The sequence below is a fragment of the uncultured Photobacterium sp. genome (assembly GCF_947502415.1).
In the GTDB taxonomy this organism is placed as follows: Bacteria; Pseudomonadota; Gammaproteobacteria; order Enterobacterales; family Vibrionaceae; genus Photobacterium.
Window position 1 is genome coordinate 60,291 of record NZ_CANMZV010000008.1, and the last position, 25,631, is coordinate 85,921.

At 45.2% G+C, this 25,631-nt stretch carries 21 protein-coding genes; 9 read left to right on the top strand and 12 right to left on the bottom strand.

All coding sequences use genetic code 11. From position 1 onward, the window contains the following. Positions 1-34: 34 nt before the first annotated feature. From Q0852_RS10375 to Q0852_RS10405, 7 genes are all read right to left on the bottom strand, one after another. Positions 35-1,696 (bottom strand): methyl-accepting chemotaxis protein, encoded by a 1,662-nt coding sequence (locus tag Q0852_RS10375; RefSeq protein WP_299017953.1) that lies wholly within the window; start codon positions 1,694-1,696, stop codon positions 35-37. 298 nt (positions 1,697-1,994) lie between these two features. Continuing rightward, positions 1,995-2,726 carry a dipeptidase PepE gene (pepE, locus tag Q0852_RS10380; protein ID WP_299017954.1) on the bottom strand — a complete coding sequence of 244 codons (732 nt, stop codon included), beginning with the start codon at positions 2,724-2,726 and terminating at the stop codon, positions 1,995-1,997. Between the two features lie 97 nt (positions 2,727-2,823). Continuing rightward, positions 2,824-4,212, bottom strand: a complete 1,389-nt coding sequence (gene dcuC / locus Q0852_RS10385) for a C4-dicarboxylate transporter DcuC (RefSeq protein ID WP_299017955.1) — start codon at positions 4,210-4,212, stop codon at positions 2,824-2,826. Between the two features lie 356 nt (positions 4,213-4,568). After that, positions 4,569-5,786 (bottom strand): OFA family MFS transporter, encoded by a 1,218-nt coding sequence (locus tag Q0852_RS10390; RefSeq protein ID WP_299017956.1) that lies wholly within the window; start codon positions 5,784-5,786, stop codon positions 4,569-4,571. Positions 5,787-5,943: 157 nt separating this feature from the next. Then, entirely contained in the window at positions 5,944-6,666 is a 723-nt protein-coding gene (locus tag Q0852_RS10395) for a LytTR family DNA-binding domain-containing protein (protein ID WP_299017957.1), read from the bottom strand. Beyond that, positions 6,660-8,309 (bottom strand): LytS/YhcK type 5TM receptor domain-containing protein, encoded by a 1,650-nt coding sequence (locus tag Q0852_RS10400; protein WP_299018102.1) that lies wholly within the window; start codon positions 8,307-8,309, stop codon positions 6,660-6,662. The genes Q0852_RS10395 and Q0852_RS10400 overlap by 7 nt, the downstream gene beginning before the upstream one ends. A 155-nt stretch (positions 8,310-8,464) precedes the next feature. Further along, positions 8,465-9,631, bottom strand: a complete 1,167-nt coding sequence (locus Q0852_RS10405; RefSeq protein ID WP_299017958.1) for an amidohydrolase — start codon at positions 9,629-9,631, stop codon at positions 8,465-8,467. 142 nt (positions 9,632-9,773) lie between these two features. Between Q0852_RS10405 and Q0852_RS10410 the strand changes: the two genes are divergently transcribed. The 5 genes from Q0852_RS10410 (at position 9,774) to Q0852_RS10430 (ending at position 14,450) form a co-directional block, all read left to right on the top strand. Continuing rightward, positions 9,774-9,950 (top strand): hypothetical protein, encoded by a 177-nt coding sequence (locus tag Q0852_RS10410; protein ID WP_299017959.1) that lies wholly within the window; start codon positions 9,774-9,776, stop codon positions 9,948-9,950. Between the two features lie 451 nt (positions 9,951-10,401). Beyond that, complete coding sequence (locus Q0852_RS10415) at positions 10,402-11,772, top strand: amidohydrolase family protein (RefSeq protein WP_299017960.1); 1,371 nt, start codon at positions 10,402-10,404, stop codon at positions 11,770-11,772. Positions 11,773-12,025: 253 nt separating this feature from the next. After that, positions 12,026-12,487 carry a DUF3299 domain-containing protein gene (locus Q0852_RS10420; RefSeq protein WP_299017961.1) on the top strand — a complete coding sequence of 154 codons (462 nt, stop codon included), beginning with the start codon at positions 12,026-12,028 and terminating at the stop codon, positions 12,485-12,487. Between the two features lie 94 nt (positions 12,488-12,581). Next, positions 12,582-13,826 carry a carbohydrate porin gene (locus Q0852_RS10425; RefSeq protein WP_299017962.1) on the top strand — a complete coding sequence of 415 codons (1,245 nt, stop codon included), beginning with the start codon at positions 12,582-12,584 and terminating at the stop codon, positions 13,824-13,826. A gap of 348 nt (positions 13,827-14,174) precedes the next feature. Then, positions 14,175-14,450 carry a nitrogenase-stabilizing/protective protein NifW gene (locus tag Q0852_RS10430; protein WP_299017963.1) on the top strand — a complete coding sequence of 92 codons (276 nt, stop codon included), beginning with the start codon at positions 14,175-14,177 and terminating at the stop codon, positions 14,448-14,450. Between the two features lie 145 nt (positions 14,451-14,595). On the opposite strand, the gene Q0852_RS10435 is transcribed toward Q0852_RS10430, so the two are convergent. Continuing rightward, positions 14,596-15,546: an NAD(P)-dependent oxidoreductase gene (locus Q0852_RS10435; RefSeq protein WP_299017964.1), complete on the bottom strand. Its 951-nt coding sequence runs from the start codon at positions 15,544-15,546 to the stop codon at positions 14,596-14,598. Positions 15,547-15,751: 205 nt separating this feature from the next. Here Q0852_RS10435 and Q0852_RS10440 point away from each other — a divergent pair, with 205 nt between their 5' ends. The 3 genes from Q0852_RS10440 to ltaE all read left to right on the top strand — a co-directional run bounded on the left by Q0852_RS10440 (position 15,752) and on the right by ltaE (position 17,962). After that, positions 15,752-16,111 carry a VanZ family protein gene (locus tag Q0852_RS10440; protein ID WP_299017965.1) on the top strand — a complete coding sequence of 120 codons (360 nt, stop codon included), beginning with the start codon at positions 15,752-15,754 and terminating at the stop codon, positions 16,109-16,111. Between the two features lie 356 nt (positions 16,112-16,467). Next, on the top strand, positions 16,468-16,845 hold the full coding sequence (locus Q0852_RS10445) for a DUF6404 family protein (RefSeq protein ID WP_299017966.1): 378 nt from the start codon (positions 16,468-16,470) through the stop codon (positions 16,843-16,845). A gap of 91 nt (positions 16,846-16,936) precedes the next feature. After that, the gene (gene ltaE / locus Q0852_RS10450) at positions 16,937-17,962 is read left to right on the top strand and encodes a low-specificity L-threonine aldolase (protein ID WP_299017967.1); all 1,026 of its coding nucleotides are present in this window, start codon (positions 16,937-16,939) and stop codon (positions 17,960-17,962) included. Positions 17,963-18,035: 73 nt separating this feature from the next. Here ltaE and Q0852_RS10455 read toward each other — a convergent pair whose 3' ends face one another. The 4 genes from Q0852_RS10455 to Q0852_RS10470 form a co-directional block, all read right to left on the bottom strand. After that, positions 18,036-19,031: a hypothetical protein gene (locus Q0852_RS10455; protein ID WP_299017968.1), complete on the bottom strand. Its 996-nt coding sequence runs from the start codon at positions 19,029-19,031 to the stop codon at positions 18,036-18,038. 360 nt (positions 19,032-19,391) lie between these two features. Further along, a complete protein-coding gene (locus tag Q0852_RS10460) occupies positions 19,392-21,797 on the bottom strand; it encodes a hypothetical protein (protein ID WP_299017969.1) in 2,406 nt (801 codons plus the stop codon). Between the two features lie 78 nt (positions 21,798-21,875). After that, positions 21,876-23,066 carry an alpha-xenorhabdolysin family binary toxin subunit A gene (locus tag Q0852_RS10465; RefSeq protein ID WP_299017970.1) on the bottom strand — a complete coding sequence of 397 codons (1,191 nt, stop codon included), beginning with the start codon at positions 23,064-23,066 and terminating at the stop codon, positions 21,876-21,878. Between the two features lie 855 nt (positions 23,067-23,921). Continuing rightward, complete coding sequence (locus Q0852_RS10470; RefSeq protein ID WP_299017971.1) at positions 23,922-24,965, bottom strand: GMP reductase; 1,044 nt, start codon at positions 24,963-24,965, stop codon at positions 23,922-23,924. 297 nt (positions 24,966-25,262) lie between these two features. Here Q0852_RS10470 and Q0852_RS10475 point away from each other — a divergent pair, with 297 nt between their 5' ends. Then, the gene (locus Q0852_RS10475) at positions 25,263-25,610 is read left to right on the top strand and encodes a hypothetical protein (RefSeq protein ID WP_299017972.1); all 348 of its coding nucleotides are present in this window, start codon (positions 25,263-25,265) and stop codon (positions 25,608-25,610) included. Positions 25,611-25,631 lie beyond the last annotated feature (21 nt).

Genomic DNA, 25,631 nt, shown 5'->3' on the forward strand with positions numbered 1-25,631 from the left:
CGGCGATGTTTGCCGCAACTGCCCGGTTAGCGGTTTAAACAGTAAATCGATCGACTAAATCGTAAAGCTCGTTGGCACTTTGGTTGAGCTCCTGGCTACCAATACGATTTTCATTGGCAAGCTGTGCCGATTGGTTACTTTGGTCTGAAATCACCACGATACGTTGTGAGATCTCCTGGCCAACAATGCTTTGTTCTTCGGTTGCTGTAGCAATGAGTGAGTTCATATCCATAATGGTATTAATCGAGTCTTGGATTTGAATCAATGCCTGGCTGGCCGCATTGGCTTCTTCAACTGTGCTTACGCTTCGCTCCTGACTGGAGTTCATGGCATTGACTGCTTCGTCAGATGCAGATTTTAGCTGCTCTATCATTTTATGAATGTCACCGGTACTGGCTTGGGTACGGCTGGCAAGCTGGCGTACTTCATCGGCAACGACCGCAAAGCCTCGGCCTTGCTCACCAGCGCGTGCCGCTTCAATCGCTGCGTTTAATGCCAGCAGGTTCGTCTGCTCGGCAATATCCTGGATCACTTCTAGCGACGAAGAAATGTTTTTCACATCACCCTCAAGTTTAGAAATAACTTCATTGGCTTCGGCGACTTCGTTAGCAAGAGCTGTAACAGAATCTGCGGCTGAGGAAACGATCTCATGAGCTTCCTTGGCATTGTTGTCTGCGTCTTTTGCTGATTGTGCTGCCTGGCTGGCGTTATTGGAGATCTCGTTGGCCGTGGTGGTCATCTCTGTCATTGCTGTTGCTACTTGGTCGGTTTCTTCACGCTGGCCGGAAGCGAGGCCATCTACCTGCATAGTGCGCTGTGACATGTTATTGGTTTCATCGACAACCTGACGGCCGACCTGGCTCACGTTTTTAATGATATTTTGCAAACTAGCAACAAATGTATTGAAGTTTTCGCTGAGCGTTGCGAATTCAGGTACGCTGAATTTTTCCATGCGGGCTGTCAGGTCGGCGTCACCGCTGGCAAATGAGCGGATAGAAGCATCAAACATCTCTAGTGGGCGCATGATGCTGCGACTGACTAGAACACCAAACAAGCCGACAATGGCTGCGATGATTAAGAAGATAATAGCAATTGTGGAGAGGCTTTGGCTTAGCATCTCTGAAGAGTGTTCTTCCATTCTGGCAATGACTCCGTCTACATCATCAGTGTAGAAACCTGTACCTATCATCAGATCCCATTGTGGAATGTAAACAGAATAACTGAGTTTCGGCAGCGGAGTATCTTGTCCCGGTTTTGGGAAGTAATACGTTGTGTAATCACCTGTCTTGGCATTATTGATAAGATCGCGGATCAAATAGTTGCCGTGGCTGTCCTGAAGATTCCAGTACTTTTCACCTATCCCCTTGTTGGTTTGGCCCAGTAGTAAACGAATACCTTCGGAGTTGTAACCGAAGATATAACCGTTCTGACCAAATTTAATTTGCTTGAGGGTATTTAGTGCTTCATCTAAAGGGGCGTTCGCCTCCATTAGCGGTTTAAGTGAAGATTCGGCGATCTGAAGGTAAGATTTCAGTTCGGCGCGCTTCATTTCCATCATGCTTGAGCGGGTAGTGCTCATTTGCTCATGGTTGAGTTTTTGGGATTCTGAATAGGTGAAAAACATCATGCTAAGGGCAATGATGAGTAACGGGGCTATCGACAGTGCATAAAGTCGGTTGCGAATAGTAAAGCTCATAATAATTTTTACCAAGTGTGAGGGCTTTTGTTTGTGTTATATGTGATGTGAATGGTTCTTGTCGATAGAATACTCAATAGTCCGTTGCAAAATTGTGACATTTGACGGCTTTGTGACAAGAGATTACGTGGTCAGATCTTTGCTGATGCCAGTATCTACAGGGGATTGAAGGGAAGTTGTTGTTTTTTAAAAGAAGGTTAAATAATGCTTGAGGATAGTGATTTTTGGCGGTTTTTTTGCCGTCAAATGATGGGGAGAGAGGCTCTCCCCATTTGTGTCAGTTTGGATGTTTGCTGACTTAACAGCTGTGCTCCATTAGGAACTGAATATCATCATCGGCGTTGAAGTATTCTGCTTCCTGCTGGTTGCGGAATAGCTTCAGTGGGTTACCGTTGGCTGTGTAGTAGTGAAGGTGGCCGTCATGCACGTGCAGCATGGTGCCTTCCGGAATACCCACCACGATTTCGTGAGGATTGACCAGAAGGAACTCTTCAATCCGCTCATCGCGGGTTTCCCCCATATGACCATCAATCGACGCTTCGATGTAATGCGGGTTGATCTGGAACGGGATCAAGTTCAGTGAAGGAAGAACTGCAGCCGTGACAATCGGCATATCGTTAGTGGTGCGGATAGTCGGCGAGCCAATGTTAGTGCCGGCGCTCCAGCCGATATACAGTTTGTTTTGCTTCAGTACGGCTTTGCGGATCGGGCCGATCAATCCCTTATCGTGCAGGGTTTTGTTCAGTACCCAGGTGTTGCCACCGCTGACCAGAATGCCGTCAGCTTCTTCAATGGCTTTTACCGGATCTTCAGCCTGATGGATACCCACGACTTCACAGCCGAAGCGGCCTAGGCTGTCTTGTACCATTTGGGTTCGATCGTCATGGCTTGCACGGATCACAGCATATGGAATGAATACTAATTTCTTCACACCAGTGCGTTCAACCACATCCTTGATCCAATCGAGACCATACTCTAATGGCCTGGTGTTTTCAGGTAGCTTACCATTACTAAACAGCATAATGTCCATGAACAATACTCCTTTGTCATGTGGTAATTCACATGATGTATCAATTAACAATGCGCACCATCAGGTGCGAACAAGCGTCAAGAAAACGCAATATAATTTAGAAACTCATGATGCTGACGATGACGGAAATCACGATACCGCCCAGCATCGGGATAGCCGTTCGTTTGGCCAGATCAAACGGTGAGGTATCAGCCACACCAGCAATTGCCACCATGTTTGGTGCAATTGGTGAAATGTTACGGCTCATACCTGCCACAAACTGCATTGGAAGCAGCATCATCACTGGGGCGATCCCCATCTTGCCTGCAATATCCGGAACCAGGTTGGCAAACGAGAAGAAGGCGGCATTGCCCGAACCCATCAGGATTGCAGAGGTCATGATGATCAATACCATAACTATGGTCATCAGAACCGGGCTGAATCCGGCATTTTCGGCTGCAATAACAATGACATTGATCGCACCGATGGCTTTCAGACCCTGAGCGAACGTCTGACCGGCTACGATAAAGGTCACCACGTTGGCAAACTGACGTCCCATACCGTCAAAGAAGTGCTGGATGGAGTCAACGACAGCCATCGCACTATGGCGGCGGAAAAATTCGAACACAAGTGTGATAACCAAAGAGACAAACATCGCTGTGGTCACATCCATCTTGATGGTGGTGATCACTAACTTACTGAAGGTAAAAATCAGCACCAGCGGGATGACGGGCAGAATGGCATAAATAGCAGGCGCTTCTTTTTTGGCGTCATCCTGCTTGATATTCACTTCTTCTGAATCACCTAAGTGGCGGTGCTCACTGGCGATATGGCCGCTTTTCAGGTCAAAATGTTTTTGGATGATCACATGCAGGATCGCTACAACAGCAAGAGCAGCCAGAGCAACATAGATCTGGTAGTCAACCACATAGTCGACGACATCAATACCGATGATGTCGGCAGCAAAGTTAACGTTACCTTGGCCCGGTCCCATTTCAACGGCAACAGCAGTGGCAATTGGGGCACAGGCCGAGAGTCGGCTTAGCCCGACACTGCGCATCAGCGGATACAGAGTCACCATCAACAAAACACCCAAGCCGGAAGCACTGGTGATGAAAATCGACAGGAATTCACCAATGATGAAACACATCGCCATAAACAGATAAGGCATGTGTTTGATCCGCGCTAGTGGACGGGTCAACACTTTAACCAATGCTTCAGATGCCCCGATTTCATGCATATAAACCGCAAAGCCTGCGATTGCCATGATTTTCAGGCCAAGACCGGCGCTTTGGCTGGAAAACGTGTTCTTAATAAACTGGAAAATATCCAGCCATTTGGAGCCGGTTGAAGCGGTTTCTGGTAGAGGAAGATCCTGACCGATCAATATAGCGGCAATCATCAGAATGATACCGCCAGCCAGAAGGACAGCCTGTGCTTTGTAGCCTTTAAGGACAAATCTGGCGACGAAGACGGTCACCACCAGGGCAATAATTATAGAGAGCATGTTACCTCGACATTAAGAATAACCAAGAAAGGCATATTGAGTGATTGTTTATGTTGAATAAGTGAACTTTTGTCAGTTATATGTTTTGGTTATCTGACATAAAGCAGAGATATCGGATGATATTGGCGGGTGCAATGGAATATTGTGATGGAGTGTTCAAACTGATAAAAATCTTGATAAATCTAAGATTTCAAAAGGAAAAGAGAGGCTGCGCTGAAGTTGTTCGTGTGATGCTAAAAACAAAGTATAAATATTCGACAAATCGATGATCTGCTTATAAAGAAAAGGCCCGGTTTCCCGAGCCTTTGATCGTAGCATAATCAGTTTTTTGGTTCCGCAAGGGTTAGGTATATACCCTAATTTGCTGCCAGCGGCTCGGCAGTAAACTCGTTTTGTTCTGTACCCGGAGCTTTGATTGTCAGCGAAATTGCCAGTGATACAATCAGCAGACCCAACATCAGGTAGAAGGTTGCAGCAAAGCCACCGAACAGGGATGCCACGATTGAACCGATGAAGCTGCCGATACCAAAATTCAGGTAGATGAAACCGTAGTTCTTGGTCAGGTTGTTTAGGCCAAAGAAGTCACTGACTAATGATGGGTAAACTGTGATTGTACCGCCGAAGCAGAAAGCGATGCAGGCTACAGCAAAATAGAAGCTCATTGCACTTGCTGGTGCAAACAGCAGGGCGCAAACGCCAAGCAGGCAGACAAACAGGGCAATGGCAATTGCTTTGGTACGGGCGATGCGATCAGACAAAATCCCCAGAACCAGGCGGCCGCCCAGGTTACCCACTGCGATAATCGCAACGGATGCCGCTGCTGTCGTCATTGACAGGTTCACGTAGTTTTCACCGATATCTTTCGCAACACCGATGACATATAGACCGCTCATGCATACAGTCAGGAACATCACTGCCAGCATCCAGAACTGAGGGCATTTCATGGCTTCTGCCAGGGTATAGTCGCTGGTTACTGAGTTGTCGGTGTTTTGGGTTTCCAGCTTAGGTGCGTCTGTCATCATCAGGCCGCCGATGATCACCATCACCATACAAATGAAGCCCCAGATTTCAAATGTAATTTCAAGGCCTGTGTTGGTCAGCAGATACATCAGGATGTATTTGAAAGCCAGCGCACCAAGGCCGTAAGCACCGATAGCACAGGCAGAAGCCAGGCCCTTGCGTTCAGGGAAGAATTTCACACAGTTCGACAGCACCATCAGGTAGCCGGTACCGTCAGCAAAACCTACCAGCAGGCCGGCGAAAATGTACAGCATGATCAGGTTGGTTGCGTGACCGGTCAGGTACAGGCTGATACCAATCATCAGACCTGAAGCGATAGTGACTTTGCGGATACCAAAGCGTTCTTGCATTTTGCCTGAAAGGGAAGAAGCCACCGCCAGTGCCAGACTCAAAATACCGAATGAGAATGCAACACGGCTTACCGGCTCAGAAAGTTTGTCGGCAAGTTGAGCATTGAACAGGCTCCATGTGTACACAGAGCCCAGGGCGAACTGGGTAATAATAGTTCCCAGCAGGGTAAAGGCACGGGCTCGGCTAGATACCGGATTGGCCATAAGGTTAATCTCCAACGAAATAAAAATCTTTAAGATGGCTCTGGCCATCCCTTTATACCCTCCAAAATACGGGGCTCGTTGGCGATAACAATAGGTTGCGGAAACTATAAAATGAGATGTATCAGTAGCGGAATGAAATGCAATATATCGGCATGAATTACAATTGCATCAATTCACGGAATCGCTTGATATTACTCCGGCTGACAGGTACTTCTTCGTTGAGGTCGCACATTTTAAGCATATAGGTGCTATTCATCCAAGGGATTATTTCTTTTATTTTTTCCAGATTAATGCAGTACGAACGATGAGTACGGAAAAAGCCCTCTTCCGGCAAGCGTTCCATCAGCTCACTGATACTGTACGGTGCGATGAATACACCGTCAGTGGTGAAGACATTAGTGACTTTTTCACAGGCTTCGGCATAGTAAATTTCATCAACCTGCGTCACCCGGATGCGGTTGTCTTTGGTCAGGTTGACGGTTTTAGGTCGTGCCGATTCCGGCGCAGGTGACTGGCATTGATGTGCAGCCTCCAGCTTGTTGAGCAGCCCGATCACTCGCTGTTCGTTAAGCGGCTTGAGGATGTAATCAAACGCTTCAAGCTCGAAGGCATCCACCGCAAATTCTTTATAGGCTGTGGTGAAAACAATGTGCGGCTTTTGCGCAAACTGGTGGATGTTTCGTGCCAGTAACATGCCGTCAATCGACGGGATTTGGATATCTAGAAACGCGATATCGATTTTGTTTTCTTGCAGGTACTTAAAGGCGTCTAGACCGTCTTCGAAAGCGGCGACAATGTTGATATTACTGTAGGTTTCGATCAGGTAAGTCAGTTCTTCTCTTGCCAGGTACTCATCTTCGACGATCAGCGCTTTTAGCATTGTTGTTTCTGCCTGTTTGATTCATTGATGTAAAACGACATTTCGGTGCCTTGCTCCAGGCGCTTAATATGCAGACCTTCATCATAGAGCATGGTCAGGCGCTGGTGCACATTGCTCAGACCGATGTGACGGGAGTCCATATTGCCGCTATAAAGTTTGTTGATCACTTCCTGACGGATACCCACTCCGGTATCGCGAATGATGACCTTAACCCGCTCTTCCGCCTGCCGGATAGTGATAAAGACGTTGCCCGGACTGCGGGATGGTTGGATACCGTGCAGAATCGCATTTTCTACTAACGGCTGGATCAGCAGGCAAGGGATCATAGAATGGACATCATCAATATCGAATTCAACTGTCAGCTTGTTGCCGAAGCGGGCCTGCTCAATTGCGACGTAGTCTCTGACCTGTTGCAGGGCAATATGAATATCGATTAGCTCTTCAGTACGCTCAAGGTTATAGCGCAGGATATCAGCCAGCTTGCTAATCAGCTGACGAGCCTGATCCGGGCGGATCCGGATCAGGGTAGAAATAGCATTTAAGGCATTGAACAGGAAGTGCGGGTTAATTCTGCTCTGCAGGGCAGAGTACTCCGCTTTGCTTGCCATGGTTTTTAGGTGCTCAACCCGCGATACTTCCATCTGGGTTGAGATCAGGTGTGACAAACCAATCGCCATTTCCCGAAGAGACGGGCGAATTCGGTGAGGCTGGTGGTAGAAAATCTTCAGGGTGCCGCTGACTTTGCCGTTCTCCCATAATGGAATGATCAGCAGGGAGTGGAAGTCATGAACATTAAGGCTGTTGCTGATGATCTGATGCCCGGTACGAACCGCCTGCTGAGTCATATCGCTGATTTGATGTGCTTCCAGGTAGTTTTCCTGTCCGGCACCGACGTAAGCCAGTACATCGTTAGTATCGGTGATTGCAACCGCATCCGCTTTGGTCTCTTCCCGGATGATATTACAGACGGTTGCTAGCGATTCCCGGCTGTTTTTACGAAAATGAGGCAGGGTTCTGTTAGCAATATCTAGCGCCAGCTTTGCCTGTTCTGCCGCGACCAGATCTTTTTCTTTCTCCAGCCCCTGAACAAGGCGGATGATCAGACCGATACATACTGCGCCGGAAATCATCGGCATACTGATATGGGAGACAATGTTGTAGGCTTGTGTTTTATCTTCAGACAGCGCCACAATCAGCACCATAGTCAGCATTTCACAGAAAATCCCGGCGATAATACCGAGGCGGGCGTAGTGTTTTTTCGGGCACTTTCTGTGGATCCAAGTTGCCAGCAGTCCGGCAATAATACTGGTGATCAGGCAGGCTACGGAGGTCGGCCCGTCAACATCAATCAGGTAGCGGTGGATACCGGCAATTATTCCGGCTGAGATACCTATCCAGGGGCCAAACAAGATGCCGCCGGACAGTACCGCGATAATGCGAACGTTCACCAGCGAGCCGTCAACTTTGATTCCCGTGTAGGTGCTGAAGACAGCAAACAGTATAAATAGCACTGAAATCATCGCGATTTCGACCGGGCGACGGTGGCGCTTTTTCACTATGTGCTGGAAAGGATGGGTCAGGGTTAACAGGAAAAGCGCCATCAGCAATAATGCTGCTCGCTCAAATACAGCCAGCAGCATCATCAGTTGTTCGGTATACACAGCTTGCCTCGAATGGATCGTCGGAAAACGGGCTGGGATTGTACGCGTAAGCTCCGCAGAGTTACAGGTCAATTACCAGTTGAAAAGATAGATTACGCAGAGGAAGTGGCACTAATCCATTGATTAGTGCCTTGATCTTATGCACCGTGTAGATGACGAGCAATACTCAGAAACAGATCGCTTGCTGTTGTTATCAGTTCGTCAGGGAAATCGTAGTCGGGATTGTGCAGCTCTGGGTGAGCTTGCCCGCTACCAAGACAGAACAGAGCGCCGGGCCATTTTTGCAAGAACTCGGCGACATCTTCCGACCAGCGCATTGGCGCATCAATCTTCTCAATATCAAGGCCAATCTGTTCTGCCTGCTGGCAAACGATCTCGTATGGTTCTGGCGCATTCACGGCAGCATTAAACGATTCTTGCCAGCAGACAGTACACCCAAGTCCTTCTTTGACCGAAATAGCTGAAATTTCTTTGCATAAGTCCTGCTTCATATTGTTGAAGACATCATTGTTATCGCTTCGCAGGGTGGCGAGGACTTTTGCATAACCCGGTGAGGTGCCGAATGCTTCTTCTCCTAATGTCGCGTGGATCACCGTGACTAAAGTGAAGGCTTCATTGTTTTGCTCTGGCCTAGTGTATTTTCCAGGCATAGTTTGCAGGTAGCGGATGATCTCCAGCATAGCCGTGGTCGGGCTGATACCGTTTTCCGGTCTGGCGGCATGGGAGGTTTTGCCTTCTAACTCAATGGTTACACCGGTCGAAGCACAGGCAAAAGTGCCGGGTTTGATGATAACAGAATTGAGCGGATAACCAGGAAGGTTATGGTAGGCGAATACCTGATCGACGCTCTGCTCTGCCAGCCAGCAGTTTTCAAGCATGCTGGCTGCGCCTGTCCCTATTTCTTCAGCAGGCTGGAACAGCAACAGGACTTTACCGGATGCAGGTGGGTTCAAAGATAGCTGCTTAGCAACAGCCATCAGACTCGCCGTATGGCCGTCATGACCGCAGGCGTGCATCACGCCGTCATGCTTTGAACAGTGACTATGGTTGTTCTTTTCGGGGATAGGCAACGCATCGAAGTCGGCGCGAAACAGGGTAGTGATGCCGGGTTTGTCACTGTCTATGGTGCAGACGATGCCATGTCCGCCAATATCGGTTTTCGGCTTCAGGCCAAAGGCGCGTAATTGTTTGGTGATCAGGGCTGCGGTGTCGGCTTCATGCAATGACAGCTCTGGATACTGATGAAGATGCCGGCGAAACTGAGTGGCATCAAATTGTTGAGGATGCTCAGGTACTTTGCCCATAACTAACTGACAAATAAGCTATTAAAGGAGCCGGATAGGATAGCGCGCTTCGCTTGGATGAATTGTGATGATAATCTCAACTTGCTCGACGGATGATTCAAAATAACAATGCAGTTAACGATGAATTCAGTAGGGAATATTAATGGTTAAGTTTAAGCGGATTTTATTTACTTTTATATTGGCGCTTTGTGCTTTTTATGCAGGTATGAAGTTTGAGCAGTTTTTATATCTCGATAAGTGTTTAGATCTTGGTGGTGGGCAAGACCCGGGGAGTTACCCGATTTGCGTGATTGAAGTGAATGAGCAAGTTCCAAGTTAATATTTCCGTAACGAGCAACAACCCCATTCAAGCCTTCCCCTTGGTTTCGGCTTGGTAAAATATTTATACATAGTGGCAAAGGATTAGTTCTGAGTATAGAAATGAGGTGATTGTTTTGAAATCCTATCTCGTTTTTGCCCTAAACCTTCTTATCTGCCTTTTACTCCTATCCTGTAACATTATATTTAACTAACTTTTTCTAATGCTACTGTAGTGGTATCGAAAAAGGTGTTTGTGTGATTTTTCGGATATTAAAGTAGAGGTATATGTTTGTTTAGGGAGTGAGACTCCAATGAAGATACCTATTGAAATCAATTGTTTTTCATAATATTGACAAGATTATAAGTGTGGGCTTAACTTCTTTGTGAGGCATTGCGCTAGCGCTAGATTACCTAAATAAACGCTCATTATGCTTATGACAGCAAAAATACTATTTATTGAAGGATTACAAATGAAGAGTTTTATTCTGCTTACCATGATGACCTCAATGGCTTTCGCCTCGGATGATACCAAAATCGGACAAATAGTTTTCAAGAATGTCGACATATTTAACGGTATTGAAAATAAGCTGTATGAGAAATACCATGTATTGGTAGAAGGGAATATCATTAAAACCATTTCAGCCGAGGAGATTAATGCTCGAAGCGATGCGATAGTCATCGATGGTACGGGCAAAACCCTCACTCCTGGCTTTATTGAAAACCATGCACACTTGATGTTAATGGGGCCGAACCTGCCAGCTATGGAGGCTGATAAGACTTGGGAAGATTTTGCCATCCACGGCGCTCGAATGGCTGAGATGTATCTGATGCAAGGTTTCACCACAGTGCGAGATGCTGGTGGTGCAAACGGTGGTTTGAGAAGAGCCATTGATGCGGGAGAGATTGTCGGACCTCGTTATTATCCATCCGGTGCATTTCTAAGCACTCGTGGTGGTCATGCTGACTTTGCAAACTACTCAGCTCCTGTTGGCGTAGAGACAAATTTCGGTCGCCTAAACCTCTCGCAAGAAGTTGACAGCGTTGCTGAGGTTAAAAAGTATGGCCGAAATAACTTTCGCATGGGGGCAACGCAACTGAAATACATGCAGTCTGGAGGTGTAGTCTCCGCATTTGATCCATGGCAGTTACTGGCGGGCTCTCCTGAGGAAATTGAGGCTGCAGTTGCTGTCGCTGAAAGTTATGGCAGTTATGTGATGGCTCACTCTTATCGTAAGGAAGCGATTCTTAGCGCTCTTGATGCGGGAGTAATGTCCATTGAGCATGGCTTTGCTTTTGACTGTGATATTGCCGAAGTAATGAATGAGAAAGGCGCATTTATAACCACTAATCTGACAGCATTTGACCCTGGTCTTTTAGATATTCCTGCAGTAAAGAATGTTCCTTCTAGTTTAGCGAAAGCTAAATCAGCGACCGAAACGTTTAAAAACTACATACCAAACATGAAGAAGTGTCCGGTTAAACGTGGATTCCAGACTGACTGCGTAGGCTCTGTCGATGCATGTAACATTCAGATCGCTTACGAAAAACACTTAAATAACGAGTTCTTCGGGTCTTATGAATCTTTGAAGACTATGACGTCAGTCGGTGGGGAAATTTCTAAGCTGACCGGTGACTTCACCAATCCTTACCCTAAAGCTAAATTAGGGGTGATTGAAACTGGTGCTTATGCAGACATCCTTCTGTTAGACGGCAATCCGTTAAAAGACTTTTCTGTAGTCGGTACTGGTGACAAATGGTTTGGCGCAGAGAAGCGTCCAGAGAGCCCTGAGACTATCCGGATAATCATGAAAGATGGTGTTATCTATAAAAACACTCTTTAGATTTACCTGCTTTTAAGTACTGCTGTTAGAAGTTAGAAGTTAGAAGTTAGAAGTTAGAAGTTAGAAATAAGGATGCATAGTTTTGAAAAAGCTTATTCCATTTCTATTAGCGCTTGCATCTTTAGGTAGTTTTGCCAATGAACCAATCACTCTTGATTGGCAAAAACTAAGGCCTGAACCCCCTTAAAATCAGGTTACCCTTCCAGAGCTCAGTGATAAAAATAGGCTTCAGCTTCAAAGAATATTCGCTCTGATGCACTCAGGCGAACAGCTTGACTTGGAGCGTATAAAATCAATAAAAATGCAATTAAAGACAAAAGGCGTCGATGCTGATGAACTGCTTAAATTACGCGATGTGTACATACAAGCGCAAAAAATGGCGGCTGAAACGATCACTACGGAGTTCGATGGTAAAAAAGTTAGAATCCCAGGCTTTCTTGTCCCAATTGAGTTTTCTGACGCTATGGTGACGACCGATTTTCTACTCGTGCCTATTGCCGGTGCTTGTATACATATGCCACCGCCCCCTGCGAACCAAATTGTCCACATATCTTTCCCTGATGGGTACAAGATGAAAAATGTTCGACACCCGGTTTGGGTGGAAGGAATTATCACTTCATCGGTTAAATCAGAAGAAGTCTACATTGTAGACGGTACCAGTAACATCACCATGGGATATAGTTTGGATGCTTCAAAAGTATTTGATTATCAATAGTTGGAAATAGAACCAACATCCGGCATACGATAACGAACGATGTCTCTGTATTGAGTATTGTTTGAATGGAAGAACAATTTTATAGGGTAAGCATATGCTATGCACTAAGATCAGTGTCGGCGGACTATTGGCTGCGCCTTTGTTTGCAACGGCTGTCTCGGCCGCTAATTTTGGAGGGCCTGATTCTGTAGGCAATACTATTTCAGGGCAGATTGCTGAGAAGCGCTCTTGGCGTGAAGAGCTTGTGCAAAATGGCGTTACTCTCGGTATTGATTATAATGCGGTCGGCTTTATTTCTGCCAATGGCAGCGAAGGCAATAGTGTTAGCACCAGTGGTGGCGTGGCTCGTTTCTATGGGCAGTGGGATGTCGTGGGGTGTGGTACACGAAATACGGGTAGCTTGGTATGGAAGATTGAGCACCGTCATGCCTACTCTGATTATTCACCTAAAGATTATGCCTTCCTTTCTGGTTTCGGTGGTAAGGAAGGTTTGGGCTACATTGGCCTCGTTCAGCCAGCATTTAATGACCAAGGTGGTCGCCTCACGAACCTTTACTGGAAACAGCGTCTAAACGACGGTAAAACCTCACTCATTGTTGGTTTTCAGGATGTGACCGACTACGTCGATACCTACGCCTTGGCTAGCCCATGGACTGCATTCTCCAACTTCGCTTTCCAAACGGGGGGGGGGGCGATGGGACTGCCGGATGATGGGTTACTGTCCCTTTCTGCTGGCCATATGATCACCGACAATTTTTATGTAGTCGCGGGTGTGGCCGATGCTAATGGGCGATCGGACATTGAAGACGTGTTTGAAGGCTTTGATACTCTGTTTAACGACCACGACCTATTTACTTCCCTGGAGCTTGGCTGGACAACCTCACAAGAGCAGATTTACACCGATAATATTCACCTGACCTACTGGCATATCGACCCGACATTTAATGACGACGGCAGCGCCAGACATAGTGCGTATGCAAGCCAAGGCTTGAACTACTCGCTCAGCTACTTTGTCACGCCACATATCATGCCATTCTTGCGCGGTGGGTTCTCATTTGAGGGCGATGCGGCGCTGTATGAGACCTCGATCTCGGCTGGATTTGGCTACTTTGCGCTAGGCGCGCCAAATAATAATCTTGGCTTTGCGGTTAACTGGAGTCAGGCAAACGAAGACGCTTGGGGAATGAATGATAGTCAATCGGTCGTTGAGGCCTTCTACAACATGCAGCTGGGGGATTACTTTCAGCTGACACCAGATCTGCAATGGATTAATAATCCACTGCTTTCTGACGAGAGTAACATCTTTGTGCTTGGGCTCAGAGGGCGAATCTTTATTTAATCTGACGGACTATGTTTGGTTATTAAAGATTAATGCAGTGGTGCAATTAAATTGACCATCAAAATGAAGGCGGGCCCTTTAGCCCAATACTCGTAGACATAAAGCAAGGCAATTTTGTGATACCTGAACTAATTCATCAATTATTAATGTAGCAAATTAAGTGACTCGCTTTTGTCCCAAACTATGTTGAATCGTAGAAAAAATAGTTGGATACGAAGTACATTTAAGGCAGCTTAGCACCTGTGTTATAAATCCTGCCTGCAAGATATCGGGCAAAGCGCGTGTTACATAATGATTCACTCTCCGCGCTTTGCTAAACTGGCGCAAAGATCACTGTCAGATTAAATTATGAGCCAAAACGATATTCAACAAACTATCGCGAGTTTTACTTCAATAGAGCAGGCGCTGAAGTATTTTGAAATTGACTTTGACAGTAAGTTCATCGATGAATACCGCACACAGTTGGTGAAACGCTTTAACGGATATCTGCTGATTTCAAAGCCGGATGATTGGTTTTCCGCCCGCCGAGCACTTAAAAATGCGTATTGCAAAGTACAGCGTGGTCGTTTGGATCGTCACACCCGTTCTGCTTGCCGAGGGTGTACGTCGTGTCAGCGTCGTTAAAGCATCAAATCAATAACAGATTAATACTACCCTAAAGGGGGTAGAGCTGTGCCTTTCTTCATTTCTGCGCGCAAGATGCGTTTTTTTCAGGGTAGAATGCGCTTCTGACAACCTGTCCTGATACCTCATGGGGTGTTATTTTTTATTACGAGTTGGCGTCTGATGCTGATACAAATACAGGGTCAAACGCGGATTGCTCGATTAGTATCATCATTTCGGGAGAGGGGCGTGCAGGAGAGAGAATGCAAACCCTAACATTTTGTTTTTCAAGGCTGGAAGCTTTATGAAATAACTGCTGGTATGGAACTTGTTCACGTTCTGCATCACGGCGGCAGAGGTCAACAAATACGTCAGGGCAGGCATCGCAGTACAGTACATATTCGGCTTGCTGCATCAACCGCAGTGCTTTCAATGTCAACAGTTCCGGATCGTTGCCAACATGCACAAAGGTAACATGCTGTGCCGTTTCGTTGGGAGAATTGAGCAATTGGCTAAATGCTTGTTCAAGCTCTTCAACGTGTTTTGCGTGTTCAACTGTCGGTAAACGGAAAAAACGTTCCCAGAATTTTCTTCGTTCATCAATACTATCAAAATGTTGCTTGATGCGATCCCGTTGTTTCCCTGCAAAATTAGCTAGCATTGCCAAATTTTGTGGCAACAGAGTTTCAAAGCGTTCACGCAGGTAACGAACCAAGACCGGAGATGCGCCACCGCTGGAAATGGCGACCTGGATAGGTGAACGATCTATCATTGACGGTGTAATAAAATGACAAAATTTTGGGGCATCGACTACATTCACCCATAGGTCACGTTTGGTGGCATCACGATAAATCTGGTGATTAAGCCCGCTTTTATTTGTGGTTGCCCATACCTGATCAAAGCCAGCCAGATCGTTTTCTTCATAGCTTTTACAGAGATAATTCAGCCTTCCTTTGTCGGCATAATTCGCAAGGAATGGGTGAAGCTCAGGGGAGAGCACTGTGACATTGGCATTGGCACGAAGTAGCAAATCGACTTTACGGCAGGCAACATCACCACCGCCAACAACGAGCACTTGCCGGTCAGAAAGACGCAAAAAGGCAGGGAAAAAATCCATATTGTTCGAAAACTCAGTTTAAATAATCGGTTATACCTCAAGCATTTTGAGGTCATCTGAGTATAAGCATAATACGTGATCATGGCAGCTGATGGGAATATCGTGTATTTTCCACAGTCTTATACTTGTTTCTGGTTCTGCCTGCTTCTAAGATCGCAAGCTTATGTAAAGCTGGTAATTTAATTCACATTCGACAGGCGATTTAATGACTTCTCTTATCAAATTGGTTCAAAAATACTGGGCTGCGCTTACACTGGCAATCTTGTTTACAATTACGTTTCTTTCTTTGACGCCAATAACGGAATTGCCTGACGTTCCCGGTACAGATAAGACCCACCATTTTATCGCTTACGCGGCATTAATGTTCCCGGTTGCTTTGAGAAAACCGAAACACTGGTTGTTTATTGGATTGCTGTTTGTTGGCTGGAGCGGGATGATCGAACTGGTGCAACCTTACGTTAACCGCTACGGTGAGTGGCTGGATTTAGCGGCCAATACCGGTGGCCTGATTTGCGGGTATGTTCTGGCAGGTATCATCACCAGCTTTCACTTTACTAAATCGTAAAGCTAAACATCTGTTCTGGCTTTGGGCTTTTTACTTGTCTAATTGAAACTTTGTATTTTGCTGTAAAAACGCCCTTTATTAATCTTTACCATTAGTGATGATGGTTATCGTTTGCGGAGGCTGGACAATCATAATTTGAAGGTTCCCACATTACTACGTGATGTGATATTGAAGAGAAATAACCGCACTTATGCATGGTTGGTCATACTTATGTGATTTAGATCACAAACAGTTAAGGGCGAGTGAGATACCTTTTACTCGCTTTTTTACCGACATAGTGATTTGTGTTCGGACTCGTAGTCAGAACTGTTGAACAATCCTTATTGCTGTCGTCTTAAGTTAGTAAGGAACCAGCGATGCTGCCGGATGAATTTATTCGTAAATATCTGATTTCACTTGGTGCTTCTGAAGATGATATCCAACCTTATCCTTACCTTTTCTATAAACTGACCGGCCGGAAGGGTAAGCCGCGTATTTTTGAAAACCCGCTGAAACTTTTTTTGCTCCAATTTGTTATTGGGACATTATTCTGGGGCGCAGGAATGTATATTTTTGTATGGCATTTTCGGGGGCCAATGATAGCTCAGTTTTATTCGGCTATTGCCTTCGGGGTTGGCTCCGGAGTCATTCTTGCGGTTCAGGTTCGCAACAGAGCTCAGCGTCTGAAATTATACCAGTGGGAAAAGTGGCTGAAAGATAAAGGGTTCAGCGAGGAGCAGCACACCGCGCATTAATGCGTTTCTTGTTAATATTTTACAATCCCAGGACTGCGTTTTATGTCATGCTTAGCGGATGACTGATGTAACAACATAAGGATATTCCCGGATGATCGATTTTCGCTCTGATACTGTTACCCAGCCGACGGCTGAAATGCGTGCAGCAATGGCTAATGCACCTGTTGGTGATGATGTTTTTGCTGATGACCCGACAGTAAACGATTTGGAGCAATGGACCGCTGAACGCCATGGGTTTGAAGCCGCTATTTTTACCAGTTCAGGTACACAGGCAAACTTGCTGGCATTGATGAGCCACTGTGAGCGTGGTGATGAATATCTTTGTGGCCAGCAGGCTCATAATTACAAATATGAAGCGGGTGGGGCCGCTGTTCTGGGTTCTATTCAGCCACAACCGGTTGAAAATGAAAAAGATGGCACTTTGTGTTTCGACAAACTCAAAGCCGGCATTAAGCCGGATGATTTCCATTTTGCCCGTACAAAACTCCTTAGCCTTGAAAACACCATTAATGGCAAGGTGCTGCCACTTGAGTATTTAGCCCAAGCCCGACAGTTTGTTGATGAACATGGCCTGAAGTTGCACCTGGATGGTGCCCGGGTGTACAACGCAGCGGTTGCGCTGAATGTGGATATCAGAGAAATTGCCTGTCATTTTGATTCAATGACTATTTGCTTGTCGAAAGGGCTGGGGGCACCGGTTGGTTCGCTATTGCTTGGCGATGCTGAGTTCATCCGCAAAGCACGCCATATCCGTAAAATGCTGGGCGGCGGTATGCGTCAGGCGGGCATTCTTGCTGCTGCTGGCAAAATGGTGCTGATCGAAAATGTTGAGCGTCTGGCTGATGATCACGCCAATGCTAAGTATCTAGCAGAGCAGCTTAATCTGGTTGATGGCTTTACTGTCCGCAGCGAATTAATCCAGACCAACATGTTGTTCGCCAAAGTCGCCCCAGCGATTGCTCAACAAATGTTGTGCGCAGAGCTAAAGAAAAAAGGGATTTTACTGTTACCCGGAAATCCAATGCGATTGGTTACTCACCTTGGTATCAGCCGAGAAGATATTGATGTTTTTATTTCTGAGCTCAAAGGCGTACTAGCAAGTCTTGGTAATGATTAACGGTAATATATTTTAAAATCAATCGAGCAAAGCAGGGGGGGATAGCTAAAATCCCCCCTTTTAAACCTCAACGTTACCTGTTTCCGTCACGTAAAGTATATAGACGGCTGCCTCGATCATTTCCTTCATATTTACCTTTGTTAAAGTCCTTCAAATAGTGATAGTTCAATAGGTGGCCAGCACCACTTTTAACGTAAATTTTGCCTCTGGTTTTATTGACATTATTAAGAACGCCAACCTCTGCTACGTAGTCACTGTCGTTTGCAAAGTGCTCGGTGAAGGGAAAATTTTTCTTATGGTGTGTTGCCCAAGGTGAGGGATACTCATCATGGGCGGATGCGAAGGTATAAATTTCCAGATGTTCAAGTAACGAATTGCACTCGGGATCTTGAATTAGCAATTTGACTACGTTCGAAATAATTATCCCTCCTTGAGAGTGAGCAATAATCACAATTTTATATGTACTTTTTTCGCCCGCATTAGCTGTTGTTATTTCTTTCTCCATTTTTATTAGCTCATCTTTGATGTGAGCTTTGGCTGATTCGGCAATGGACGTACGCATGTTAAGTAACCTGCCTTTTGCGACTTCCAGTAAATCATTTTTAAAACCATTGGTTGGATTATGAAGAGGGGTGATAGGGCGTTTGAATATCTTGTTGAGCATCTTGGCATTAACACTTGCCATATCCTCGTTGGTACCGATTCCGTTCAGAAAGAACCATTTTTCATTAGGTTTGTGATTCACTGTTCCATTCACGGCTGGCAATGCTTTGATTTTATTGGTTTTCGAGAAGGGCGTGGGGTCTATGAAAAAACTTCTTATCGCGCGTGAATAGTTATTTTCTCCTAGGTAGTATTTTACGCTTAGCTCACTGCCTTCCGCGCCAAATGGTTCTAGGGGGTTATCGCCTAATACTTTAGTTAGGGAATCTATTTTTGTCAGGTCGGTTACAAGGTTTTTGATAAATTGGTCAGGCTCTGGACCCTTATAATTTAGCATTGAAACAGCTTTACTTAATCCACGCCACCACAACAGCTTAGCCATTTTCTTTCCAAGGGTTAATATCATGATATATCTCCTTTTTATAAGTTGAAAACAATGTCCTTTTGAATGCGACGTTGAGACTTTTTTATTGAATTAAGCAGGCAGCAATGACTTTTACAAGAGTAAAGGTAAATAGTGATGTTTGATTCAATGTTAAAATTGTTATTTTATATATCTATGATTGAACGCTTTTAGAAAATAGCTATTTGAATTGGTAGGTTTTGCTTCATTAATGAGAATGTGATAGGGAAAACTTGCCATCATGTTAATAATGTCATGTGTTGAAACAACAATTTACGATTATTGATTTTGTTTATTGTAGGTATCTTGTTCGTGAATAAAAGTAACACCTCCGGTTTGCCGGAGGTGTTGTTAGCGGGCTAATTAGTTACCGCATGACCGAGTGCTTGGTATAGCTGTTCCCGTGAATTCCAGATGGATACGCTCTACCTTGGATAGGTCATAGCCTTTCATATTTTGCAAAGCGATTGACCAAGTGGTGAATGGGGTCGGTTCAAAATAAGCGAAGGCATATTTTTTGGCCACTTTACCATCGGTGATGATGCTGATTTGCTCTTCAAGGGATCGATCCAAGCGGCTATCATCCAACTGATAGTCGAATGCCCGCGATAGTGGTGCGGCACTGAAGGTATACTGCTTATCTTTCAGTTTATCTTGGTACGTGCCACTGTTAGTAATATTCAGATAAAATTCCTGCCCGGCCGTTAATTCACTGCCCTGTAGTACTGCCCGTACTGTATTTAGACGGACGCGATCATAGCGGCAAAACGCGGGTTCATCCAGCGGAAGGCTAAAGCTTAGTTCGCCGGTAGAGGCAAAGTTCTTTAGTTGGGCTGGTTCGGTAATGTTGATACTCCGGATGGTAAATTCGTGCGGTTCCGGTTGGAATGACGCCATAGCCAGTGAGTATTCATCCTCAAAGGTCGCCCAATCCGCCTTATAATCGAGGTAGGATTTATTTAGAGCAGGTTTGACCTTGCTCTCTTCCAGTGCCCAGTATTTGAATGCCTCGCGATAATTGACCAACGCAGCATACATAGGACGCTTGAAGTTGTTGACTGCCCGCATGAAGTGCTGCTCAAGTTCGGCCATTGCCGCTTCGTTGTCTTCCATCTCGGCAATTAGAGCTGTTACTCGTTGCTGCTGGCGCTGATTGACTTCGGCGGTAATCATCAGATCAATAAGTCGAGACTGTTCAGTTACCAGCCGTAGCTGGGCTGAGTTGATCGACTTACCGTATACAATAAGTTTTTCAAGCTCTGCTAAATAATTACGTGCGCCGCGAATGCCCAGGCTATCTGCAAAGCGCAGATTGTTGCGGACATCAATCAGCAGGGTGTCCCAGGCATCGTTGCTCTCCTCGATGGAGGGCACATCAAAATTGAACTCGTTGACAACACCAACCAGCTTGCCGTGGACGATGTTCTTTTTCACTTCATCGGTTAGCTTCGCGATGCCGGCAACGGATTTGGTGATGTTGTCGATCACCGACGTTACTGATTTGATGTTGGTCGCCAAGTTTTTCATTTTATCAGCGGCATCAGGAACTTCTTCCGCCAGTTGTTTAGTTAGGGCACTGGCTCCTTCAAGGTTGCCGACAAATACGCCGGTAACAGCACTTCCAAGATTGGCTATTGCCGAGAATATTTCGAATGCAGCATTAAGCTCCTCTTTGCGCTTCCAGTTTTCAATTCCAACCAGATAAGTGGATCGAGCGTCGAACACGGCTTCTTCTTGGTTATGGTAACGTCCTTGGACGTTTTTCAGTGCCGCTTCCAGTTTGCTAATCGTCACGTTAGCGTGATCGATAATAGATGATTCAGCCTTGGTTGCATCATTCAGTTTGCTCAGTGCCAGCCGGGCTGACTTTTTACGGGTAATATCATCTGCACTGCGATCCATGAAGCGATCATACTGCTGTTGATAGTCTTGCATGGTATCGAGATAGGCTGCGTATTTATCGCTGTATAATCGATGATCCAGATAAGGAACATAATTATTGTTGTGGCTGGTAAACTCGACAAATTGCTTGAAGCCAGCTGTTTGCAGATAGAGATTAGCCAGTTGCGGGTTATTATCCAGGATAACGGATGAAGCACGTAGGCTTTTTTCCATCCATGTCAGCATTTGGATGCTGAGCTGTGGGTTCTGATCGTAGATCAACGCCGCCATATCAAAGGTTTTATTGAAAATATCCTGATGAGCCCATGGATTCATTTGTACATATCCTGAGATATCACCGGTTATTGAGGTAACATCGCGCTCACCACCTGCCAGGGCGATCATTTTTCCCCAACCAGCTATATTTGAATCCAGCGTGTCGAGCTCAACCGAGCCATCGGCCAAGCTGGAAATAATATCGATTGAAGCCTGGATATTTTCGCTGATCACCGTCACCATACCTGAATTATCAGGCGAGCCGTCAAGGCTTATTACTCCACTGCCTGTACCTATGATTTGGCGAGCGAAAATAAATACGGCCTGATTTTCAAGTGACAGCACAAAATCGGATGGAATTTCTAAAGTATCGGCAACCACGACAATCGTGGCCTGTTGATTGAGGATCACTTCAGGCCTAGAGAGGATTTCGGTCAAATTAAGATAGAGATCCGCAGCCACTATTTCCGTGCCGCTAGTGGTCATGATTTTGGATTCAAGTGACTTGGGTAAGTTTGCCGGTTCAATTAAATGGTGAATATTAGTCCACTCACTTGCCTGGGCCTGAACGCCGGCGAGCAGTAGACTTGTTGCTAATGCTAAACGGTACATATATTGAGTAACCTCAGAGGTAAACCAGGCTCGATACCCGGTTTACCGTAAAATTGAAAGATAAAGGGAAGGTATGAATTAATTGGCTTTTTCAACGTAAGCGTTTTGTGCAAATTGCTTGGCTTTGACACTGATTGCTAGCCAGTTCTTCTGCACTTGGCCTAGGTTGATTGTGGTAAGCATGCGTGCCAGTTTGATCTTGGCATTTTCAATCCCGCGAGGACCTTGTGATTTTTCCAGTAACTCAAGTACTGTATTAAAATCGCTGTCGATCTCCTGCCAGTGAAGTTTTAATTCATTGACATGAGGGATCACTTGTTCGACGCTTTCTTTGATTGTGGTAATACTGGCAGTAGAGCGTGAGAATGAGCTGTAGACATGCTCTTGATAGGTTAAATCTTTAGACCACTTAGCTAAATCTTCTTGCAGCTGATTTCTCTTAAATCGTGCTTTTTCTGCTCTGTCACCATAAACGCCCATTACCGGAATACTGGCCAGAGGGAACCAGATATACGCTACCGCAGAAGCAGAAACCTTAACGTTATAGTCATACTCTTCGTTCAGGTCCTGAATGTCGGCTTCAAGTTTTTTAACTTTGGCCTTCAGTGCACTGCCGTCATCGTCGAGAAATTCGCTATGGGTTGTTTTCAACGTTGCCAATTGAGCGTTTTCGGTTTCCAAATCGGTAGAGAAGTCATTTAGTTGTTTGACGACTTCACCAACTCTGTTCTGGCGATTGTTGGCCATTTCTTTTAGGTTTTTTAGCTGTTCAATCGCAAAATCCCGATATATTTCAGCTTCGGATGTATCATCGGCGTTGCGCATCTCATTTAGCGATTCGAGTACAGGGATGATTAAATCACTGTGAACACTCGCGTAACTTGATAAATCAAACGCTAAGTCAATAACGCCCGGATAAATATCACGTTTCCATTGATCAGCCGTGTTATGAATACGACCATATTCTTCGAGCAATGGTTGGAAATTGGCAAAAGGCACATCATCGGGAATAGCAAAAGCCGTTTTCATTGAACTTTCGGTGATAGGTAAACCTAGTGCCCCTTCGACATAAACTTGAATTTGCGCCCATTCGGATTGGCTGAGCACGAACTTGTCCGATTTTGCATCAATGAATTGCCCGTAATCGCCAACAATAGTGTCATAATTGGCTGGAGTAATATCAGGTACACTGGCTGTTGCCAGGCCACTAACTCCCATTAAAGAAAAACAAATCGTGGTTGCTAGTAAGTTTCGTTTTAGCTGTTTCATATTTTAATCCCAACTCAAAATTGGTTAATAGCGATAGTTATTTCTTTTATAATATTCGTCACACACAAACTCAGTGTATAAACGTGCAGCATCATATTCCCCTCAGGAATAGAGCGCCAATTTGAATGGCGTTTTTCTGATCTTCAATCCATGAACAACATAATTGGTAAAAACTATTTTTATGAGTGCTAATAACGATTTTATATGCGCAGTAAATAATAATAATGAAATTTAGATCACAAATTGTAGGGGTGTTTGTTTTGTTAAGATTAAGCTGGGTACGAATAATTGAGAATATTGAAAAGTCTTTATCTTAGATGTTATTCGTTAGTAATAAAGTTATATCTCATCTCAACGACAGGTTTCTTTCATAGCGGCTTAATTAGATCGTGGACTTTAACAGCAGAACTGAACCTTGCTGGGGGGATTTCAATTCTTCACTGGTTAAGTTGTTGATAATAAATAAAAATAGCGTTAATTGCTTTGCTGCTATAGTTCTATTCCTAATTTTTTACTTTATTGACTGGTTAGTGGTTTTTTCCTATTAGTGAAAATTGAACTATTAACTGGGTTAGTCAGTAACGGCAAAATGAGTAGTTGAGTTTTTGGGGGGAGAAATAAGTGAACCGTCACTTCGTTAGCTCTGGAGCAAAACTCTGAGTGCACAAAGTACGAATGAGAAGTCATTCTAAAGAGAGGTGGGGTAAATGCTATATGTTGATTCTAGCTTTTGGGCTTATAGTCGGCGAGAAACAGAACTTTTATACTTGAAATAAAATTATAGCAAGTAGAACATTTAAACAAAAAGGCCACCCGAAGGTGACCTTTGAAAAATGTAATTTGATAAATTAACTTTTACTCTTTACCAAACACGTTATTTTCCTGCTCCAAAACGCGGATAAACGTGGTGCGTTTTGTTAGCTCTTTAAGCTTCGCCGCACCAACGTACGTGCAGGTTGAGCGCACACCGCCAAGGATATCCTGGATGGTATTTTCAACCGGGCCGCGGAATGGCAATAGTACGGTTTTACCTTCAGCCGCGCGGTATCTGGCAACACCGCCTGAGTGCTTGTCCATCGCTCTCTGAGAAGACATGCCGTAGAACTTCATGAACATTTCGCCGTTTTGCTCGACGATTTCACCGCCGCTTTCTTCATGGCCTGCCAGCATACCCCCAAGCATAACGAAGTCGGCACCACCGCCGAAGGCTTTGGAAACGTCGCCGGCACAGGCACAACCGCCGTCACCGATGATGCGACCGCCCAAGCCGTGTGCGGCATCGGCACATTCGATGATGGCTGAAAGCTGAGGATAGCCAACACCTGTTTTTACTCGGGTGGTACATACCGAACCTGGGCCAATACCCACTTTAACAATATCGGCACCCGCTAAGATCAGCTCTTCGACCATATCACCGGTAACGACATTACCAGCGCTGATCACTTTGTCCGGGAACTCGGCACGTACTCTCTGTACGTATTCGACCAGGTGCTCTGAGTAACCGTTGGCGATATCGATGCAGATGAAGATTAAATCGTCGGTTAGCTCCATGATGTCTTTGGTTTTTTGGAAGTCTGTTTCTGACGTTCCAGTTGAAACCATCGCGTTGTTAAGTACGTTTGCATCGTTGCTGTTGATAAACTCAGCCCATTCCGCGACAGAGTAGTGTTTGTGAATCGCTGTCATTACACCGTGCTTGGCAAGGGAGATAGCCATGTCGAAGCTACCTACGGAATCCATATTAGCGGCAATAATAGGTACACCAGACCATTGACGACCACTATGCTTGAATGTAAAATCGCGGGTTAATTCAACTTGAGAACGGCTTTTTAGGGTTGAACGTTTTGGACGAAACAGTACATCTTTAAAACCCAGTTTCAAGTCTTGTTCGATACGCATTAGAATTTCCTTAATCTTATCGAATTTTGCCCTTCGGTTTCCTTGCTATTGGCAGATAGCAGCTAGATCACTGGAGAGCAGGCACAAAAAAACCGGAGCGTTGGCAGACGCTCCGGTTTTCAGCATTATAGGCAGAGAAAGATAATTAACAAGCCTGATAATTCAACTTTTTTTGTGTTACCCTCACGAAGGTACGAACTTCTAAATCTCGTTTTTTTGTCAAATTTCTTTGTTTTCCTCGCTTATCTCTTCCATTATTCCCTAATCGTTGCATAATCACTTTGTCTAGCTGGCTAAGTGGATAGGTTGACCTTGTTAAGCAAAAGAAAAATAAAAAAGACGTTTCCACTCGACTTCTACGGAGAAGAGGGAAGCTGGCGCTTTATTATCCGGGCAGAGCATCCGGATGAAGTGCTTGATGCTATGTATTGGCGGGCATATATCTCATGTCACCGAAAAGATTTTGATTTGCTTCATATGGCGACAGATAAGTTTAACTACAAGTATAACTACTCGAGCTCTGAAGCTTCTGAAATCCATTATGGGATAAGTGGATCACCGCTGACGATCAATATGATGGGACCGATTGTGCCAATATCTGCGATCTTAGAAAAAATATCAGCCAATAAACGTGATAGCGAATAGGCGATAACGAGGGAACGTAAT

Bases quoted from the DNA above. Each gene is read 5' to 3' on its own strand.
- Q0852_RS10440 (WP_299017965.1), top strand. From the start codon at position 15,752: ATGACTTCTCTTATCAAATTGGTTCAAAAATACTGGGCTGCGCTTACA.
- dcuC (WP_299017955.1), bottom strand. From the start codon at position 4,212: ATGCTCTCTATAATTATTGCCCTGGTGGTGACCGTCTTCGTCGCCAGA.
- Q0852_RS10405 (WP_299017958.1), bottom strand. From the start codon at position 9,631: ATGGGCAAAGTACCTGAGCATCCTCAACAATTTGATGCCACTCAGTTT.
- Q0852_RS10465 (WP_299017970.1), bottom strand. From the start codon at position 23,066: ATGAAACAGCTAAAACGAAACTTACTAGCAACCACGATTTGTTTTTCT.
- Q0852_RS10395 (WP_299017957.1), bottom strand. From the start codon at position 6,666: ATGCTAAAAGCGCTGATCGTCGAAGATGAGTACCTGGCAAGAGAAGAA.
- pepE (WP_299017954.1), bottom strand. From the start codon at position 2,726: ATGGACATTATGCTGTTTAGTAATGGTAAGCTACCTGAAAACACCAGG.
- Q0852_RS10400 (WP_299018102.1), bottom strand. From the start codon at position 8,309: ATGATGCTGCTGGCTGTATTTGAGCGAGCAGCATTATTGCTGATGGCG.
- Q0852_RS10415 (WP_299017960.1), top strand. From the start codon at position 10,402: ATGAAGAGTTTTATTCTGCTTACCATGATGACCTCAATGGCTTTCGCC.
- Q0852_RS10430 (WP_299017963.1), top strand. From the start codon at position 14,175: ATGAGCCAAAACGATATTCAACAAACTATCGCGAGTTTTACTTCAATA.
- Q0852_RS10455 (WP_299017968.1), bottom strand. From the start codon at position 19,031: ATGATATTAACCCTTGGAAAGAAAATGGCTAAGCTGTTGTGGTGGCGT.
- Q0852_RS10425 (WP_299017962.1), top strand. From the start codon at position 12,582: ATGCTATGCACTAAGATCAGTGTCGGCGGACTATTGGCTGCGCCTTTG.
- Q0852_RS10445 (WP_299017966.1), top strand. From the start codon at position 16,468: ATGCTGCCGGATGAATTTATTCGTAAATATCTGATTTCACTTGGTGCT.
- Q0852_RS10460 (WP_299017969.1), bottom strand. From the start codon at position 21,797: ATGTACCGTTTAGCATTAGCAACAAGTCTACTGCTCGCCGGCGTTCAG.
- Q0852_RS10470 (WP_299017971.1), bottom strand. From the start codon at position 24,965: ATGCGTATCGAACAAGACTTGAAACTGGGTTTTAAAGATGTACTGTTT.
- Q0852_RS10375 (WP_299017953.1), bottom strand. From the start codon at position 1,696: ATGAGCTTTACTATTCGCAACCGACTTTATGCACTGTCGATAGCCCCG.
- Q0852_RS10390 (WP_299017956.1), bottom strand. From the start codon at position 5,786: ATGGCCAATCCGGTATCTAGCCGAGCCCGTGCCTTTACCCTGCTGGGA.
- Q0852_RS10435 (WP_299017964.1), bottom strand. From the start codon at position 15,546: ATGGATTTTTTCCCTGCCTTTTTGCGTCTTTCTGACCGGCAAGTGCTC.
- ltaE (WP_299017967.1), top strand. From the start codon at position 16,937: ATGATCGATTTTCGCTCTGATACTGTTACCCAGCCGACGGCTGAAATG.
- Q0852_RS10420 (WP_299017961.1), top strand. From the start codon at position 12,026: ATGCACTCAGGCGAACAGCTTGACTTGGAGCGTATAAAATCAATAAAA.
- Q0852_RS10410 (WP_299017959.1), top strand. From the start codon at position 9,774: ATGGTTAAGTTTAAGCGGATTTTATTTACTTTTATATTGGCGCTTTGT.